The sequence below is a fragment of the Rhodococcus sp. P4_B6 genome (assembly GCF_056402215.1).
This window is the reverse complement of the sequence record NZ_JBFUHV010000024.1, coordinates 69,965-88,157: the sequence shown is the minus strand read 5'-3', so window position 1 is coordinate 88,157 and position 18,193 is coordinate 69,965. Positions and strand designations below refer to the sequence as shown.

At 67.6% G+C, this 18,193-nt stretch carries 15 protein-coding genes; 5 read left to right on the top strand and 10 right to left on the bottom strand.

The window, feature by feature from the left end; genetic code table 11:
- On the top strand, window positions 1-368 hold a 368-nt coding region (locus AC1DWT_RS14885; RefSeq protein ID WP_477921120.1), incomplete at its 5' end, for a 3-keto-5-aminohexanoate cleavage protein.
- 18 nt (window positions 369-386) lie between these two features.
- On the opposite strand, the gene AC1DWT_RS14880 is transcribed toward AC1DWT_RS14885, so the two are convergent.
- Complete coding sequence (locus AC1DWT_RS14880; protein ID WP_206013340.1) at window positions 387-1,223, bottom strand: class I SAM-dependent methyltransferase; 837 nt, start codon at window positions 1,221-1,223, stop codon at window positions 387-389.
- A gap of 103 nt (window positions 1,224-1,326) precedes the next feature.
- Window positions 1,327-4,029 (bottom strand): helix-turn-helix transcriptional regulator, encoded by a 2,703-nt coding sequence (locus AC1DWT_RS14875; protein WP_206013338.1) that lies wholly within the window; start codon window positions 4,027-4,029, stop codon window positions 1,327-1,329.
- A gap of 122 nt (window positions 4,030-4,151) precedes the next feature.
- Between AC1DWT_RS14875 and AC1DWT_RS14870 the strand changes: the two genes are divergently transcribed.
- Window positions 4,152-6,083 (top strand): 2-oxoacid:acceptor oxidoreductase subunit alpha, encoded by a 1,932-nt coding sequence (locus AC1DWT_RS14870; RefSeq protein ID WP_206013336.1) that lies wholly within the window; start codon window positions 4,152-4,154, stop codon window positions 6,081-6,083.
- A 41-nt stretch (window positions 6,084-6,124) separates the two neighbouring features.
- Here AC1DWT_RS14870 and tnpA read toward each other — a convergent pair whose 3' ends face one another.
- A complete protein-coding gene (gene tnpA / locus AC1DWT_RS14865) occupies window positions 6,125-6,571 on the bottom strand; it encodes an IS200/IS605 family transposase (protein WP_206013333.1) in 447 nt (148 codons plus the stop codon).
- 22 nt (window positions 6,572-6,593) lie between these two features.
- On the opposite strand from tnpA, the gene AC1DWT_RS14860 reads away from it, so the two are divergent.
- On the top strand, window positions 6,594-7,742 hold the full coding sequence (locus AC1DWT_RS14860; protein ID WP_206013331.1) for an RNA-guided endonuclease InsQ/TnpB family protein: 1,149 nt from the start codon (window positions 6,594-6,596) through the stop codon (window positions 7,740-7,742).
- 97 nt (window positions 7,743-7,839) lie between these two features.
- The gene (locus AC1DWT_RS14855) at window positions 7,840-8,907 is read left to right on the top strand and encodes a 2-oxoacid:ferredoxin oxidoreductase subunit beta (protein ID WP_206015988.1); all 1,068 of its coding nucleotides are present in this window, start codon (window positions 7,840-7,842) and stop codon (window positions 8,905-8,907) included.
- Here AC1DWT_RS14855 and AC1DWT_RS14850 read toward each other — a convergent pair.
- From AC1DWT_RS14850 to AC1DWT_RS14820, 7 genes are all read right to left on the bottom strand, one after another.
- Complete coding sequence (locus AC1DWT_RS14850; RefSeq protein ID WP_206013330.1) at window positions 8,883-10,235, bottom strand: MFS transporter; 1,353 nt, start codon at window positions 10,233-10,235, stop codon at window positions 8,883-8,885. The two genes, AC1DWT_RS14855 and AC1DWT_RS14850, sit on opposite strands and share 25 nt — an antisense overlap.
- Before the next feature lie 145 nt (window positions 10,236-10,380).
- Complete coding sequence (locus AC1DWT_RS14845; protein ID WP_206013328.1) at window positions 10,381-11,175, bottom strand: 1,6-dihydroxycyclohexa-2,4-diene-1-carboxylate dehydrogenase; 795 nt, start codon at window positions 11,173-11,175, stop codon at window positions 10,381-10,383.
- Window positions 11,172-12,710 (bottom strand): benzoate 1,2-dioxygenase electron transfer component BenC, encoded by a 1,539-nt coding sequence (benC, locus tag AC1DWT_RS14840; protein WP_206013326.1) that lies wholly within the window; start codon window positions 12,708-12,710, stop codon window positions 11,172-11,174. Before benC ends, AC1DWT_RS14845 begins: the two co-directional genes overlap by 4 nt.
- Window positions 12,711-12,745: 35 nt before the next feature.
- Window positions 12,746-13,255, bottom strand: coding sequence for a benzoate 1,2-dioxygenase small subunit (gene benB / locus AC1DWT_RS14835; RefSeq protein WP_206013324.1), 510 nt, complete (start codon window positions 13,253-13,255; stop codon window positions 12,746-12,748).
- Between the two features lie 14 nt (window positions 13,256-13,269).
- A complete protein-coding gene (gene benA / locus AC1DWT_RS14830; protein ID WP_206013322.1) occupies window positions 13,270-14,646 on the bottom strand; it encodes a benzoate 1,2-dioxygenase large subunit in 1,377 nt (458 codons plus the stop codon).
- 179 nt (window positions 14,647-14,825) lie between these two features.
- Window positions 14,826-15,821, bottom strand: a complete 996-nt coding sequence (locus tag AC1DWT_RS14825; RefSeq protein WP_206013320.1) for a 2Fe-2S iron-sulfur cluster-binding protein — start codon at window positions 15,819-15,821, stop codon at window positions 14,826-14,828.
- A gap of 2 nt (window positions 15,822-15,823) precedes the next feature.
- Complete coding sequence (locus AC1DWT_RS14820) at window positions 15,824-17,035, bottom strand: cytochrome P450 (protein ID WP_206013318.1); 1,212 nt, start codon at window positions 17,033-17,035, stop codon at window positions 15,824-15,826.
- A 205-nt stretch (window positions 17,036-17,240) separates the two neighbouring features.
- Here AC1DWT_RS14820 and AC1DWT_RS14815 point away from each other — a divergent pair, with 205 nt between their 5' ends.
- Window positions 17,241-18,188, top strand: coding sequence for an AraC family transcriptional regulator (locus AC1DWT_RS14815; protein ID WP_072947612.1), 948 nt, complete (start codon window positions 17,241-17,243; stop codon window positions 18,186-18,188).
- Window positions 18,189-18,193 lie beyond the last annotated feature (5 nt).

Here is an 18,193-nt window from a genome sequence, read left to right as displayed (position 1 = left end):
GCCCGAATCCGTACAACATCATGAATTTCGTGCAGCGGGTGCCGGACGGTGCGTGCCTGACCCTCGAGACGTTGATGCGCAGTGTGCTGCCGGTCAACGCGATGGCGATCGCGATGGGTCTGCATCCGCGGTGCGGGAACGAGGACACGATCTGGGGTCGCAAGGGCGAGAAGATGACGTCGGTCGCGCAGGTCGAGCAGTTGGTCCGGGTGGCCGGGGAGCTGGGCCGGGAGGTGGCCACCGGTAAGGAGGCCCGCGACATCTACCGGATCGGTCAGACCTACGCCGATGCCGACGAGACCCTCGCCAAGCTCGGTTACGCCCCGAACCGCCGTCCCGGCCAGGTCGGCTTCACCCAGCACGCCTGACCGGCGCGTGGTTGCTCGCTACCACTTCCGCGCGGTGAGCAGGAGGTACTCCCAGTTCATCACGGTGCTGCCGGTGCCGTGGTCGAAACGCCGTGCAAGGTCGGCGAGTTCGTGGTCCAGCTCGGCCACCCGGGCGGGGTCGTCGGCGATGTACCGGTACACCGCGATGGTCGGACCGTAGCGGGTCTTGAAGTAGTCGCGGAAGTCTTCGGGTGTCCGGAACTGATCGATGCGGACGGTGTGCCGCGTTGCCACGACGTCGGTCACCCGATGGCCGAACAACGCCCGGACGTGGTCCTCGCGACCCCACAGCGGCGGCGGCTGCGCGCCGGGAGGGGGCGGGGGTGCGTACGGTTTCATCGTCGCGAACATCTGACCGATGAACCCCTCGGGGGTCCAGCTGAGCAGTCCGATCGTCCCGCCCGGCCGGCAGACACGGACGAGTTCGTCCGCGCTCTCCTGATGGTGCGGGGCGAACATGACGCCGACACAGGACATCACGGTGTCGAATTCGTTGTCGGCGAACGGCATGGCCTCGGCGTCCGCTTCGCGCCACTCGACCTCGGCGCCGAGTTCGGCGGCCCGGCGGCGTCCGGCGTCGAACAGTTCCGGGGTGAGGTCACCGGCGACGACGCTCGCACCGGACAGCGCCGCGGGGATGGCGGCGTTGCCGGAACCGGCCGCGACGTCGAGGACACGGTCGCCGGGCCTGACCCGGCTCGCCCGGACCAGGGCGGGGCCGAGGCCGGCGATGATGTCGGTGGCCAGGGCGGGGTAGTCGCCGAGGGCCCACATGGCGCGGTGTTTGGTCTTCAGGTCGCGGTCGGCTCGTACTGCGTCGATCGTGTCATCCATCTCGGTACTCCGGTGGGTCGGCTTCATCGGTCGAGATCCAGCCTGGCCGGTCGGCGGTGCCCGGGACAGGCACCCTCGGGGTGGGTTCCCGCCACCCGGGACGTCAGTCCTGGTCGCGGAACTGCGCCGCGAGTTCGCTGCGTGAGCGGATGCCGAGCTTCGCGTAGACGCGGGTCAGGTGGTACTGCACGGTCTTGACGGACAGGAACAGCTCGCCTGCGGCCTCCTTGTTGCTGGCTCCGCCGGCGACGAGTTCGGTCACCGCCCGTTCCTGCGGGGTCAGTTCCTCGAGCGTGAACCTGCTGCGCTTGACGTTGAGGCCGCCGGCCTTCAGTTCGCGGTCGCACCGCTGCACGTAGGAGGCGGCGCCGAGCGCGGAATACCCTTCCCGTGCGGCCTGCATGACGGCGTCGGCTTCGCGTCGTTTGCCTGCCCGGCGCAGGGTCTGGCCGTACGCGAAGTTCACCCGGGCGCGGTCGTAGGGGAGGGGCAGGGTGTCGAGTTGGGTCAGCGCGTTCTCGAACACGTCCCTGGCGGTGTCGATGTCGCCGCGCGCACCGGCGATGCGACCGCGGGCGTAGCCGAGACGCGCCATCGCGGACCGGTGCCCGCGTTCCGCGGCCCGCTCCTCGTGCGGGGTGAGGAAGGCGTCCGCGTCGTCGACGTGCCCGGCCATCACGAGCGCGTTCGCGTAGACGTCGGGCCACTGCCAGAACCCGGGCTCGTCGACGCCCTCGCGGGGTTCCAGGCGGGTGAGGGGCTCCAGCGCCCTGATGACGGCGGCGTAGTCGGCCTCCACTTCGGCGCACTGGGCGCGCGCCAGTGAGGACGGGATGAACATCATCGGGTAGTCGTGCGAACTCGCGGCGGCGAGCCGGAGATGCTCGTGCGCCGCGGGCCAGTTCCCGCGCAGCGCGTGCGTCTGCGCGCCGGTCCAATGGACGAGGGGCCGGAGGAGGTCGAGCGTGGCGTCCTCGAGTTGGTGCGCGGCACGGTCGACGGTGGCGATGGCGCCGTTCCAATCGCCGAGCGCGAATTGTGTTCGCGCCAGCCAGGCTTGCGCCCACAGCGAGATGCGGGTGGAGCCCATCCGGAAGGCCGTCGGCACGGCACTCTCGAGTTCCTGGCGTGCCGATTCGGGATCGTCCAGCGCCAGGTCGAGCCAGCCCCGGGCCATGTCGAAACGCTGGGACTGGGCGCCGAGGGCGATCTTCGCGGACAGTGTGTCGTAGTGTGCCCGCGCCTCCGCGATCCGGCCGGTGGCGGCGAGTCCGAGCCCCATGATCGCCGCTGATTCGACGGCCGACGGATCAGCCGAATCGACGAGAGCGACTGCCCGGGAACCCCATTCGACGAGGTCTGGTCCGTGCCAGCGGGCCAGCGAGTCGAGGACGCGCCGCTGGCAGATCAAGGCGGCGGTGGCCGGATCGGTCTCCGAGTCGCAAGCGGTCCAGGACTGGGTGAGCAGTGCATCGGCCTCCGCGCGACGGCCGCGTTGGATCGCGAGGTAGCCGAGCACGGCGTCGCGCAACGGGCTCTCCGGGAAACTCTCGATCTCCGGAGCGAAAGCCACTGCCTGGGACAGATTTCCGGTGCCGAGGAGGGCGTCGACGGCACGAATCAGCCGCTGCTCGCGTTCCCCCCGGTCCGCGGTGAGGCGGCTCGACTTGATCAGTGCGTCTGCGACCGCCGACCACGCCCCGACCGTCGCCCTGCTCGCGGAGTAGCGGTCGAGTTCGTCCGCGAGCGCCGGGTCGGCGAACGGGGCGGCCGCGGCGCGGTGGTCCAGGCGTCTGCCCTCGTCCTCGACGATCCGCGCGGCGTGATCGTGCAGGTCGCGCCGTCGGATCGGCCCGAGGCTGTGGTACACGGCGGCGCGGGTGAGTGGCGACGGGAAGGTCAGCACGGTCACGCCGCGGTGCTCACCGGCGGTGAGGAGGCCGGCCCGGTGAAGTTCGTCGAGCGCGTCCACCGGGTGTTCGATGCCGGCGAGTGCGGCGGCGTCGGCGAATCTCGGATCCCCGGCCAGGACTGCGGCCGCTTCGACGAGCGCCCGGGCCTGCGGGGAGGCCTCCGACAGCAGCGACCGTACTTTCGCCGCGAACGTGTGCGGCACCGGGAGGACCGCCTGCCAGCGTCCCCACAGAACAGGATCGACCTCCTGGAGGAGTTGCGTGAGGTGCCGCGGATTCCCGGCCGTGTGCTGCACCAGTTGGTGCGCGACCGGGGTGGGAAGGTCGACGTGCGCGAGGCTGCTCGCGAGGGCGCGAGTGTCGGACGCATCGAGTGGGCGGACGCGAACCCGATGCCTGCTGTGCCGGTCGAGAACATCGAGGACGTCCGCGGGAACACCGTCGGGCGGATCCGGGTTCGTGACGAGAACGATCACGGCCGGGCGGTCGAGCAGCTGCACGGCGGAGGTCAGCGACTGCAGCGACGCCAGATCTGCCCAGTGCGCGTCGTCGACCACGACGACGAACGGCGTGTCACCGGCGCGCGGAGCCGCCGCCGTGACGAATTCACGGGCGACGTCGAGAGGTTCCTGCGCCGTGACGGCCGCACCCAGTAGCTGTTCGGCGACTCCGAAGGGGCGGCTCGACGCCCACGGGGCACACACCGCGGAGAACGCGGGCACGTCGGAATGCGCGGCGAGGAAGTGTTCCACCAGAGTGGTCTTGCCGATGCCCGGCACACCTTCGACGACCACGACGACGGGCACACCCTGGGCGGTCTCGTGCAGGGCCGCCTCGAGTTCGGCGAGCTCGCGGGAACGTCCGACGAACTCGATATTCCCTGGGTCACTCACGTCACTCACCGTATCGCGACGCGCTATTTCGGCGTCTTCCTGGCGAAAATTGGGAACGCTTGTAACGTGAGGTGAGAAGCTGCTGGTCAGAGCGAACACGAGTCGAAGGATTCGGTGAATTCATGACGGAGGCGAACTCCACGAAGCTGGAGCGGGTGGCGATCCGCTTTGCCGGAGACTCGGGTGACGGTATGCAGTTGACCGGCGACCGGTTCACGTCGGAGGCGGCGGCGTTCGGCAACGACCTCGCCACCCAGCCCAACTTCCCCGCCGAGATCCGGGCGCCGCAGGGCACCCTGCCCGGGGTGTCGTCGTTTCAGATCCAGATCGCGGACTACGACATTCTCACGGCCGGAGACCGCCCGGACGTCCTGGTCGCCATGAATCCGGCGGCGTTGAAGGCGAACGTGGCCGATCTGCCGCGCGGCGGCATGATCATCGTGAACACCGACGAGTTCACCAAGCGCAATCTCGCGAAGGTCGGTTACGCCACGAGCCCGCTCGACGACGACTCCCTCGAGGACTACGTGGTGCATCCGGTGGCGATGTCGACGCTGACGTCGGGCGCGGTGGAACCGGCCGGGCTGAGCCGGAAGGACGGCGAGCGGGCGAAGAACATGTTCGCGCTCGGGCTGCTGTCCTGGATGTACAACCGCCCCACCCACGGCATCGGGCGGTTCCTGCAGACCAAGTTCGCGGAGAAGCCGCAGATCGCGGAGGGCAACCTGCTCGCGTTCAAGGCCGGGTGGAACTACGGGGAGACGACGGAGAGTTTCGCGACGACGTACGAGGTGTCGGCGGCGACGCTCCCACCGGCCACGTACCGCCAGGTCACCGGGAACACGGCCCTCGCCTACGGGGTGGTGACCGCGGGGCAGCTGGCGTCGCGGGACGTCTTCCTCGGCACCTACCCGATCACCCCGGCGTCGGACATCCTGCACGAGCTGAGCAAGCACCGGAATCTCGGCGTCACCACGTTCCAGGCGGAGGACGAGATCGCCGGGATCGGCGCGGCGCTGGGCGCGTCGATCGGCGGTGCGCTCGGGGTGACGAGCACGTCCGGGCCTGGGCTGGCGCTCAAGAGCGAAGCGATCGGGCTGGCGGTGATGACGGAGGTTCCGCTGCTCGTCATCGACGTCCAGCGTGGCGGCCCGTCCACCGGTCTTCCGACGAAGACGGAGCAGTCGGACCTGTTGCAGGCGATGTACGGGCGCAACGGCGAGTCGCCTGTGGCCGTGATCGCACCGTGCTCACCCGCGGACTGTTTCGATGCCGCGGTCGAGGCCGCCCGGATCGCGTTCACGTACCGCACCCCGGTGCTGTTGCTGTCGGACGGTGCGATCGCGAACGGAAGTGAACCGTGGGCCGTCCCGGACGTGTCCGCACTGGACCGGATCGATCCCGGTGTCGACACGGCACCGCCGGTGGACGGCGAGTTCGCACCGTACGTCCGCGACCGGGAGACGCTCGCGCGTGCCATGGCGCTGCCGGGAACTCCCGGGCTCGAACACCGCATCGGCGGTCTGGAGAAGGCCGACGGCAGCGGCGACATCTCCTACGATCCCGCCAACCACGACCTGATGGTCCGGTTGCGCCAGGCCAAGATCGACGGAATCACCGTTCCCGACGCCGTCGTCGACGACCCGTCGGGGGAGGCCGACCTGCTGCTCGTCGGGTGGGGAAGTTCGTACGGGCCCATCGGCGAGGCCTGCAGGCGTGCTCGCCGAGAGGGCAAGAAGGTGGCCCACGTGCACGTGCGCAACCTGAACCCACTGCCCGCGAACCTCGGTGCGGTGCTGCGCAGTTACGCGACCGTCGTCGCCCCGGAGATGAATCTGGGACAACTCGCGATGATCCTCCGCTCACGGTTCCTCGTCGACGTGCAGTCGGTGACCAAGGTGAAGGGCCTCGCGTTCCTCGGCGACGAACTGCACGAGGTGATCGACTCCGCGCTGGCCGGGACGTTGCGGGAGCACGAACTCGCGAAGACGTCCGACGCGCTCGCGTCGGCGACCTATCGATCGACCGGACCCCGGCAGGAGGAGTCGGCGTGACCGCGCAGCGTAGCGCGCATGCCCGGTCCTTCGGGGCCGTGTCAGCGCGTCGATTTCGGCCTGCCGGGAGCGCGGGGCGGTCGCCGCTGTTGCTCGATGTACTGCCGGATGATCGAGGTCGGTGCCCCGCCGCACGATGCGGCGAAGTAGCTCGGGGACCAGAGGTGTCCGTTGATGGAGTGCTGGTTCACCCATCCGGGGTGCTGGTCGCGCAGGCGGCGTGCGGAGACGCCTTTGAGGCTGTTCACCAGCTTCGAGACTTGGATGGTCGGAGGGTAGTCGATCAGCAGGTGCACGTGGTCGCCCTCCCCGTCGAACTCGACCAGCCGGGAACCGAAGTCGTCGCACACGCTGTGCATCACCTGTTCGCAGGTGGTCAGCATCTCGTCGGTGAGGGCTCCGTGCCGATATTTGGTAACAAAGACCAAGTGGACGTGCAGGGCGGAAACTACGGAGCGGCCGCGTCTGTATTCCGGTTCAGAAACCATAGACCAATGGTATTCTGTGGGTGTGCAGTTGCGATACCAGTACCGCGTCTATCCGACGCCCGGTCAGCAGGACATGCTGGCCCGGTCGTTCGGGTGTGCACGGGTGGTGTTCAACGACTGCCTGCGCATCCGCCAGGACGCGTATGCGGCCGGGGTGAGCCTGTCGGATACCGCCGTACAGAAGCAGGTGGTCACCGCGGCGAAAAAGACTCCGGAGCGGGCCTGGTTGGGCGAGGTCGCCTCGGTGGTGCTGGTGCAGGCGTGCCAGGACGCGCGGCGGGCGTACCGAAACTGGTTCGACTCGCTCTCCGGGAAACGGAAGGGCCGCATGGTCGGCGCGCCGCGGCTGCGGTCCCGCCGGGACAATCGGCAGACGATCCGTCTGACCCGCAACGGGTTTTCGATCCGACCGAACGGGAAGCTGTACGTGGCGAAGGTCGGCGAGGTGGAGGTCGCCTGGTCCCGCGATCTGCCGTCGGAACCGTCGTCGGTGACGATCGTCAAGGATGCGGCGGGCCGGTATTTCGCGTCGTTCGTGGTCGAGACGACCGACGAACCGCTGCCGCCGGTCGATGCGGAGGTCGGGATCGACCTCGGGTTGGCGACGTTCGCGGTGCTGTCGAACGGCGAGACGATCAGCTCGCCGAAGTTCCTGCGCCGTGCCGAACGCAAGCTCGGCAAGGCGCAGCTGGTTCTCTCGCGCAAGGAGAAGGGCAGCAACAACCGGGTCAAGGCACGTCTTCGCGTCGCGAAGGCCCACGCCAGAGTGTCCGACGCCCGCAGGGACTGGGCGCACAAGCATTCCACGGCGATCATCCGCGAGAACCAAGCGGTGTTCGTCGAGGATCTGTGCGTGCGGGGGCTGGCGCGGACACGGTTGGCGAAATCGGTACACGACGCCGGGTGGGGGATGTTCACCCGCATGCTGGAGGAGAAAGCCGCCCGCTACGGGCGCACCTTCGTCAAGGTGGACCGGTTCTATCCGTCGTCGCAGATCTGCTCCCGATGTGGGGTCCGGGGCGGCCCGAAACCGCTCTCGATCCGGGAGTGGACATGCACGGTGTGCGGCGCGGTTCACGACCGCGACGTCAACGCCGCGAAGAACATCCACGCCGCAGGACGTGCGGAGTGGTTAAACGCCTGTGGAGGGGTCGTCAGCCTTCCCTCCTAGTGGGAAGCGAGCCCCGGTGAAACAGGAACCCACCCCAGCGGCGCGCAGCGGCGCAGAAGGAATCCCGGCCGTTCACGACCGGGAGGACGTCAAACGGATGATCAGTCGGTTGGGCGCGGATCTGGGCCTGAGCGCCACCGCGCACGTGCCCCGGACCGACGAACCGCAGAAGGCCAAGGACTTCACGTCGGACCAGGAGGTCCGCTGGTGTCCGGGGTGCGGAGACTACGTCATTCTCGCGACGATCCGAAGCTTCCTTCCGGAGTTGGGACTTCGGCGTGAGAACCTGATGTTCGTCTCCGGCATCGGATGCTCGAGCCGGTTCCCGTACTACCTCGACACGTACGGTCTGCACTCGATCCACGGCCGCGCGCCCGCCATCGCGACGGGCCTCGCGGTGACGCGCCCGGACCTGTCGGTGTGGGTGGTGACCGGCGACGGCGACGCGCTGTCGATCGGCGGCAACCATCTCATCCACGCCCTGCGGAGGAACGTCAACCTGACGATCCTGCTGTTCAACAACAGGATCTACGGGCTGACGAAGGGCCAGTACTCCCCGACGTCGGAGGTCGGGAAGGTCACCAAGTCGACGCCGCTGGGGTCGGTGGACCACCCGTTCAACACGCTGTCCCTCGCGTTGGGCGCCGAGGCGACGTTCGCGGCCCGCGCGATGGACTCGGACCGCAAGGGGCTGACGGAGGTGCTGCGGCAGGCGGCGGCCCACCGCGGCACGTCCTTCGTGGAGATCTACCAGGACTGCCCGATCTTCAACGACGGCTCGTTCGACGTCCTGCGCAAGGACGGTTCGGAGCAGCGCCTGATCCCGCTGGTCCACGGCGAGCCGATCGTGTTCGGGGGTTCAGGCGAATACTGCGTCGTCCGATCGGGTTTCGGTCTGAAGGTGGTCGCGACCGACGACGTCGACCGGGACGAGATCGTGGTGCACGACGCCCACACCGACGACCCCGACTACGCCTACGCTCTGTCGAGGTTGTCCGATCAGGATCTGACGCACACCGTGACGGGTGTGTTCCGCAGCGTCGCGCGGGACACGTACGACGACATGGTGCGTCTGCAGAACGAGATCGCGCGGGAGACGGACCCGGTCGACGACGGTTCGCTGCAGCGGTTGCTGACCGGTCACGACACCTGGACGGTGGAGTAGGACTCCTCGCTCGTGGTCGCAACCGCATCCCGTTGGCGCGGGACGAAGAACGTCACGATCCCGCCCAGGACGGCGATGCCTGCGAAGACGTAGAACGCCACCTGGCTGCTGATGCCGGCGCTGATCAGGGCGCCGCCGATCAGCGGGCCGAAGATGCCGCCGAGCCGGCCGAACCCGGCGCACCAGGCCACCCCGGCGCCGCGCGCGGACGTCGAGTAGTAGTTGGAGACGAATCCGTAGATCAGGACCTGGGTGCCGATGGTGCCGACTCCGGCGACGGCGACGGACGCGAGGAGCACCGGAAGCGGGAAGCCGAGCGTCAGGAGGATCAGGGCCAGCGCGGCGAGACCGAACGTGGTGGCGACGACGCGTTGCGGTCCGATACCGTCGGCTACCTTCGAGGCGATCAGGCCGCCGAGGATGGCGCCGCCGTTGAGGACGAGCAGGAACGACAGCGACCCCTTCGCGTTGAACCCGGCGTCCTCCATGATCTTCGGAAGCCACGTGTTGAGGCCGTAGGTGAGCAGCAGGCCGGAGAAGCTCATCAGGCCGAGAAGTGCGGTTCCCCAGGCGTAACGGCGCGTCGCGAGTGCCGCGAAGCCGACCTTCTCGACCGACGCCCGGTCCGCGGCGATCTCCTCGGCGCCGGGCATCGGGATACCCGTCCGTTCGGAGACGCGACGGGCCTTGTCCTCCTGCCCGCGGGCGACGAGCCACTTCGGCGACTCCGGCAGTTTCGCGAGCGCCAGCGGAAGGAGGATCACGATGGGCAGTGCGCCGATCCAGAAGAGCCCGCGCCACCCGATCGTGTCGCGCAGGACGATCGCGAGGAGGGAGGCGAGCACTCCGCCTGCGGGGACGCCGCTGTAGACGATCGCGTTGTACAGGTTCCGCTTTCCGGGAGGGGCGAACTCCGCCACCATCGCGCCCGCGGTGGCGACGAGGCCCCCGACGCCGATGCCGGTGAAGAACCGCAGCAGGCCGAACATGGTGACGTTCGTGGCCAGCGCGGCGAGTCCCATGCCCACGGAGAACCATGCGATGTTGACGAGCATCATCCGGCGCCTGCCGAGGTAGTCGCCCACCGCGCCTGCGGTGAGTGCGCCCACCATGACGCCGATCAGCGCGTACGAGCCCAGTGCGCCGGCCTGCTGGGCGGAGATCTCGCCGAGTTGGCCGGGATCGTTCATCAACGTCGGGAGGATGGTGCCGTACACGACGAGGTCGTAGCCGTCGAAGATGATCGCGATCGTGGCGATCGCGACGATCCAGGTGACGGCGCTTCGGTGTCTCGGACTTGCCCAGGTGCCGGGGGTGGATTGGGTCATGGTGATCTCCGCTCGGTGGGTGTGACGGGGAACCGGGTCTTATATGAAAGTGCGTTGTGTCACAGTCGAATTCGGGTAGAGAAATGCCCCATCGGCGAGACGGTGCAATGCGCCCCGCCGATGAGGCGGTCGAGATCTGTGGGGGTTAGCCGAGGTCGCCACCGGCGACGGGCAGGACCGAGCCGGTGATGTACGAGGCCTCGTCCGAGGCGAGGAAGACGATCGCGGCGGCCTGCTCGTCGAGAGTGCCGTACCGCTTCATCAGGGACGAGTCGACCGTCTGGTCGACGATCTGCTGATACCAGGCCTTTTCCCGATCGGTCTCCGCGCCGGGACCGCGGGGGACACGACGAGCCGGCGCTTCGGTGCCGCCGGGAGCGGTGGCCACCACGCGGATACCGTACTGCGCCGCTTCGAGCGCGAGGGAGGCGGTGAGGGCGTTGACCCCGCCCTTCGACGCCGCGTAGGGCACGCGGTTGACACCCCGGGTGGCCACCGACGACACGTTGACGATGGTGCCCGACTGCTGCGCGATGAGGTGGGGGAGGACGGCACGGCACGTCCACAGGGTCGGGAACAGCGAGCGCTGCACCTCCGCCTGGATCTGCTCGGCGGTGTAGTGCTCGTACGGCTTGGCCCAGATGGTGCCGCCGACGTTGTTGATCAGCACGTCGAGCCGGCCGTGCTGCTGCCGCGCCTCGTCGATCGCCGCCTCGGCGTCGGCGAACTGCTCCAGGTCGGCGGTGATGCTGTGCGCCTCGGTGCCGTTCTCCCGCAAGCCCTTCGCGACGTCGTGTACGAGGTCGGCGCGGTCGATCAGGATCAGCGACGCACCCTCGGCCGCGAGTCGGGTCGCGACCGTCAGCCCGATGCCCTGCGCTGCGCCGGTGACCGCGACCACCTTGCCGTCGAATCGGTGCGGAGTGACGAATCCACTCATGCGACGGCACTCCTCTCGATGGCGCGGCACATGGTGGCCTTCGCGTGCGCGCTGTGGCTGACGATCAGGTCGTGGGCGGCGGCGCGGTCACCCCTCTCGAACGCGGCGACGATGTCAAGGTGGTCGTGCTGGATGTGCTCGTCCACCCAGTCCGCGGTGCGGAGCACCTTGGTCATCAGCTGGGTGACCTCGAGGCGGTTGTACGCCTCCAGGAGTACGTCGTTGGCGGTGCAGCGGAACAGGAACTCGTGGAACGAGGCATTGGTGTCGGTGAACGCGCCGGCGTCCGTGAAGTGGTCGTTCTCGATCGATTCGCAGGAGGTCTCGGCGAGGATCCGGTACTCGGACAGCTGTTCCCGCGTCATCCGGCCGATGGTCAGTTCCATCGCGCCGAGTTCGAGGGCCATGCGGGCGTCGAACTGCGCATCCGACTCGGACAGCGGCTGGTGCTCCTCGCCGATCTCGTACTCGGGTGCCGCCGGGGCCGCGTCCGCCGCCGGCGGTGCGGATGGCTCGGACCCGCTCGGTGTCGCCGCGTTATTGAACTTCTCGAAGTAGAAGTTCGCCGGCGTGACGCCCTCCGCCTTCAGGTGGTCGCGCACCGCTTCGACCATGGGCGGCGGGCCGCACAGGTACACGTCCACGTCGCCGTCGTTCAGGTGCGCGGGTTCGAACAGGCCGGTCACGTACCCCTTGTTCGGGGCACTGCTCGCCGGGTCGGACACGCAGTAGTCGAACGTGAACTGCGGCAGCGACTTCGTGTACTCCTCGAGCTTGTCCAGTTCCACCAGGTCCGCGTCGGACGACACACCGTAGATCAGGTGCACGGGGTGGTCGGCGGCGTCGGCGCGCATCTTGTCGAGGATCGACAGCAGCGGGGCCAGCCCGGTGCCGCCGGCGAGCAGCAGTGCGCGGCGCTTCTGCTCACGCAGGAAGAAGCTTCCCATCGGGCCGGTGAACTCGAGTGCGTCGCCGACCTGGGCGCGGTCGCGGAGGTACTCCGACATCAGGCCGCCGTCGGTGATCTTGACCAGGAACGACAGTTCCTTCGACGTGGGTCCGGTGCTGAACGAATAGGACCGCGTCGCTTCGGTTCCGGGAATGGTGATGTTGACGTACTGCCCCGGGAGGAAGACGAGGTCGTCCCGGTTCGCGATCTCGATGGTGAACCCGATGGTGGTGTCGGAGAACTTCCGGATCTCCGTGATCGTCGACGTGAACGTGCCCGCCGCCGTCTTGGCGACATCCGAGGTGGTCGGGATCTGCAGCACCAGATCGCTTTCCGGCATCATCTGGCACGGAAGGCAGTAACCCTGCTCCGCCTCGTCGTCGGTGAGCGCTTCTTCGATGTAGTCGCCGCCGTCGTAGGTGCCGGACTCGCAGAGCGACTTGCAGGTGCCGCACGCCCCGTCTCGGCAGTCGAGGGGAATGTTGATGCGTGCGCGGTAGGACGCGTCGGCGACCGTCTCGTCGCCGTCACACTTGATGAAGCGGGTGATCCCGTCCTCGAAACTCAGTGCAACTTGGAAAGTCATGGAAAACAGCTCGATTCGCGAAGAATGGAAGGAGATCAGATGTGATAGATGTCGACCACGTGGTGGATGTAGTCGTTCTTGAGCACGACCTTCTTCTTCATGATCAGAGGCTGCTCACCGGAAAAGTCGATCGTGTAGAAGGAGTTCCCGAAGTACGTGTCGACCATGTTGTACCGGAAGTACAGGGTGAACCAGTTGAACCGGATGTCCACGACGTCGCCGCGCCGCTCGATCACCTCGACGTTCGAGATGTTGTGCCCGGTGCGCGGTTCCGGGAGGCTCGTCGCGCTCGACCGGTCGGTCTTGATGCGGAACACCCGGTCCTCGATGCCGCCGCGATTGGCGTAGTAGATCAGGGAGATCTCGGTCATCGGGTCGGTGGTCAGTTCACCGTCGTCGGCCCACGCCGGCATCCAGAACTCGGAGTCGGGGTGATAGCACTCGATCCACTTCTCGAACTCGCGGTCGTCGAGGTAGCGGGCCTCACGGTAGAGGAACTGCTCGATGTCGTGCTGGGTGACGGTGCTTTCGGCTACTGCAGTCATGGTGATCGTCTCCCTCAGCGGTTGTTCGCGGCAACGTCGGCGTCGAGCGCCTTGGTGAGCGTCTGCACCCAGTAGCCGTGCTGGATCGGGTAGAGGCCCTCGTCCTCGGTCTTCACACCACTGGAGATGGGGTTGATGCCGATCTTCTTCGCGTCCTCGTCGGGGCCCCGGAGTTGATGGGTGACACCGCGGCTGAGGTCGTTGAACGGTGCGGCGCCGGCCTGGTACGTCTTCTGGCAGGAGCGGAACTCCTCGAGATCGTCCGGGGTGGCCATGCCGGTGGCGTTGAAGAAGTCCTCGTACTGGCGGATGCGGGCGGCGCGTGCCGTCCGGCTCTCACCCTTGGGGGCGATGCAGTAGATGGTGACCTCCGTCTTGTCGACGGAGATCGGACGGAAATGCCGGATCTGCGAACCGAACTGGTCCATCAGGTACACGTTCGGGTACAGGCACAGGTTGCGGGACACCCCGATCATCCAGTCGGCGCGGTCCTCGCCGTACTCGGCGACCAGTTCGTCGCGGCGCTCGTTGAGGGGGCGGTTGGCGGGGTCGGCCCACTTGGTCCACAGCAGCAGATGGCCGTTGTCGAACGAGTAGTAGCCGCCCTGCTGCTTCGACCACTTGCCGGCGTCCATCGCCTTCGTGGCGTTGGTGGACTCACCGGATTCGCGCCGCGATGTGGTCGCCGCGTAGTTCCAGTGGGTGGCGGACACGTGGTAGCCGTCGGCACCGTTCTCGGTCTGCAGCTTCCAGTTGCCGTCGTAGGTGTACGTGGACGCACCGCGCAGCACCTCGAGTCCGTCGGGGGACTGGTCGACGATCATGTCGATGATCTTCGTGGTGTCCCCGAGGTGTTCCTCGAGCGGCGGGACGTCGGCGTTGAGGCTGCCGAACAGGAATCCGCGGTAGTTCTCGAACCGCGCGACCTTGGTGAGGTCGTGGGAGCCATCCTTGTTGAACTGCTCCGGATAGCCGGCCTCGCGCGGGTCCTTGACCTTGAGCAGCTTGCCGGAGTTGTTGAACGTCCAGCCGTGGAACGGGCAGGTGAATGTGGTCCGGTTGTCCGTCTTGCGCCGGCAGAGCATCGCGCCGCGGTGGCTGCACGCATTCACCAGGGCGTTGAGTTCGTCCTCCTTGTTGCGGGAGATCACGATCGGCTGGCGGCCCATGTACGTGGTGAAGTAGTCGCCGACATTCGGGATCTGGCTCTCGTGGGCCAGGTAGATCCAGTTGCCCTCGAAGATGTGCTTCATCTCCAGTTCGAACAGGTCCTCGTCGGTGAAGACGCTTCGTCGCACCTGGTAGCGGCCGGTTTCCGAGTCTTCGATGAGTGCGTCGGCCAGCTTGGCGCGCACGTCCTCGGACGGCGCTGAGTACAGGGTTTCAGTCATGGGATCCTCCAAGATCTCCGGGGGCTTGCGCCCTGCGGGGGCGCCCGGGTCCGGCAATGGATTCCACTCTTGCAGCCTGTGCGCTGCATCACACTAGGCATTTACCGAGTACTGGCTAGGACGTGTTCGGCATGCGCACGCCGGGGTCTCGGGGGCCCCGGCGTGCATCGATCCCGTGATCAGCCGGCGGGGGTGAACTTCTCCCGGAAGATGCGCCGCGGAGCCATCCGCCTGCGTTTGAACGCTTTGATCCCGGCGTCGACCATCGCGGGCGGCCCGCACAGGTATCCGGAGTGGCCGCGACAGGTGTCGAAGTCCTCCACGAACGCATCGGTGACGTAACCGGACCGCCCGGACCACGCCTCGTCACTCAGGCACGGAACGTATCGGAACCCCGGGTGCGCCCGCTCCCATTCCCGCAGCAGGTCCACGTCGTACAGGTCGGCTTCCCCGCGCACGCCGTGATACAGGTGGACCGCCCGGTCCGGTTCTTTCGTGAGTGCCTGGCGAGTTATCGATTTCAGCGGGGCGAGACCGGTTCCGCCGCCGAGCAGGATCATGGGACCTTCGTCCTCCGGGTCGAGACGGAAGTCGCCGAGCGGGCCCACCATGTCCACGCGCTCACCGACGGACATCGAGCTGAACACCCAGCCGTCCGTCGCCGCTCCGCCTGGTTGCCTGCGGATGTGGAACTCGAGCTGTTTCGACTCGCCCGGCGTGTTCGCCATCGAGTACTGGCGACCGTGGCCGGTGCCGGGGACCCGCAGTTCGACATACTGCCCTGCGGAGAATTCGAGCGGGCTGTCGAGCGTGACGAGAACACGCCTCGTGTCGCGGGCGACGTCCTCGATCGCGCTCACGGTGCCGACGAAGTCCCGCAGTGCGTGGACGTCGCCCGCGGGCGACGCGTCCAGGCGTTCGACCACCGTGTCGCTGCACGGGGTCGCCTGGCAGGCCAGCGCGAACCCCTGCTCGCGCTCGGCCGGGGACAGGGTGTTCTCGGGCGAGCGCCCGTGGTCGACGGACCCCGACACCACCCGCAGCTTGCACGTCCCGCACGTGCCCTGATTACACGAGTTCGGCATCCACACGCTGCCCCGGAGGAAGGCGTCCAGGATCGGCTGGTCGGGGCGGCATTCCACGCTGTCGGTGCCGACCGAGACGGTGAAGGTCACGGCTACACCTCCCACGTGGTCCGCAGAGCGGTCGGACCGCGGAAACCCCAGCCCCAGAACTCGACGTCTGCGCCGGCGTCACGTTCGAGGTTCGGGATCGCCTCGAACAGCTCCTCCAGGCCGATCCGGCACACGTGGTTGGCGAAGTAGATGCCCGCACACGCATGGTTGCCGGAACCGAACGCCAGGTGGGGGAGCGGGGGACGCGTCATGTCGTAGTCGGTGGGGGCGTCGTAGACGGCGGTGTCGTGGTTGGCCGAACCGTAGGACAGCAGCACCACGGATCCCTCGGGAAGGAACACGTCCCCCAGCGTGACGTCCCGGGTGCTGATGCGGGCGGTGGCCGACCAGATCGGGGAGGTCCAGCGCATTCCCTCGGAGATCGCCCGCGGAATCAGCGCCGGCTCGTCGACGACGGCCTCCAGCTGCTCGGGGCGGGTGAACAGACCCACGAGCGTCGACGCCATGCCGTGGCCGGGCTCCTGCATCGCGCCCAGCAGGTAGACGAACAGGGTGGGGTAGATGTACTCGCGGTCGCGGACCTGCCCCTCGGGCATGCCGTCGTGCAACCAGTGCGAGATGGCGCTGTCGTCGGGGTCGACGGTCCACTTGTCGATGAGCGGATCGACGACGGCCCGGATCTCGGCCTTCGCCTCGTCGCCCTGCACGAAGCCCTCCGGGTTCGTGAATTCTCCGTTCGCGTCCACGCCCGCGTTGGTGAAGGAGTTCGACAACCGGTGGAACCAGTCGCGCAACGTGTCCGAGCTGACGTCGTTCAGACCCAGCAGATCACCGAGTGCGCGCACACTGACCGGCTCGCAGTACTGCGACACCAGATCGGCGGTGCCGTCGTTCTCGAACTGCTCCACGTAGCGCCGCGCGATGGGCCGGACGAGCCCGTCGACCCACCGATCCACCTCCGACGGTTGCAGCGCCGGGTCGACCATCGACCGCAGGTCACGGTGGATTTCACCGTTGACTCCGATCACCGCCGGGTGGCCGAACGTGCGTCCGCCGGCCTTCGTGATGATCCCCTCGAAGTCGGGGCTGTTGGCGATGGTGTGGCACAGGTCGGCGGTGGTCGCGACGAACGACCCGAGAACCGGAATGTACGCCAGGGGCGCCTCGGCGCGCAGCCGTTCGTAGACCGGGTACGGGTTGCGCTCGAGCTCCGTCATCGTGATCTCGTCGATCCAGGACAGCGTGGCGGTCATGTCAATTCTCCTCTTCGGAAACAACTTTCGCGGCCGTGGCGGCGTGGGGAGAACGTATTGCGCAGGTCGGCGGGTCGTCTAGCCACTCTGCGCGGGGTCTGGACGATGTGCGCGACAAGTTGTGATCGGCATCTCAGTTATCCTCGACCCGGAGTCCCGGCGCAGCTTCAATTGGTCGGAATCGATTCTTCAGCGAGGCAGGTGCATGACGATGGCATCGACGATCACCGAGACCCGGGACTGGGATGCGGCGTCGAGAGCGGTGGCCGGTGCGTACTTTCCCCATACGCTGACCGACCTGTCGTCGGGCGGTGCGATGACCTTGTCGATGCGGACCGTCGACTTCGGTCCCGTCACCCTCGGCAGGTTGGGCTGGGGCGCGGACGTGTCGATTGAATGTGACTACCCGGGTGCGTACGAGGTCAACATCCCGCTGTCCGGTTCGCTGGAGTCCCGTTCGCCGGGAGGCACGGTGGTGTCGCGGCCGGGGCAGGCCACCGTCTTCCGGGCGGACGAGCCGACCCTGATCACCCGGTGGAGCGGCGACTGCTCGGTGCTCGGCGTCAAATTCGACGGCGACTTCCTCGAACAGGAGGCCGACCGGATCCTCGGTTCCGAGCTGCGGACCGGGCTGCGCCTGCCCGCACAGCTGGATCTCACCGGTGCGGCCGAAAACAGCTGGTTCCGTCTGGTGCGCTCACTGACCGCGCAACTGCGGGAGCCGGCCGACCTTCTCGCGAACCCGGTGGTCGGCCCGCAACTCGCCGGCGCGATCACGTCGGCGTTCATCCTCGCCGTCACCCCCGACGAGGAGGCCCACCCCAGCGCCCCGCGACCGCGGATCGTCAAACGGGTCCTCGACGGACTTCACGACGATCCGGCAAGGGCGTGGACCGCGGCCGACATGGCCGAGTTGGCGGGCACCAGTGTCCGCCGCCTGCAGGAAGGGTTCCGCCAGTACGTCGGGCGCAGCCCCTCCGAATGCCTCCTCGACATCCGGCTGAGCCGCGCTCACGAAGACTTGAAGGCGCTGGGTTCGAGTGTCACCGTCTCCGAAGTCGCTGCCCGATGGGGTTTCACGCACGCGGGCCGGTTCTCCGCCGCGTACCGCCGTAGGTACGGCAAATCCCCGTCAGAGCTCGTTCGCTTCTGACGGGG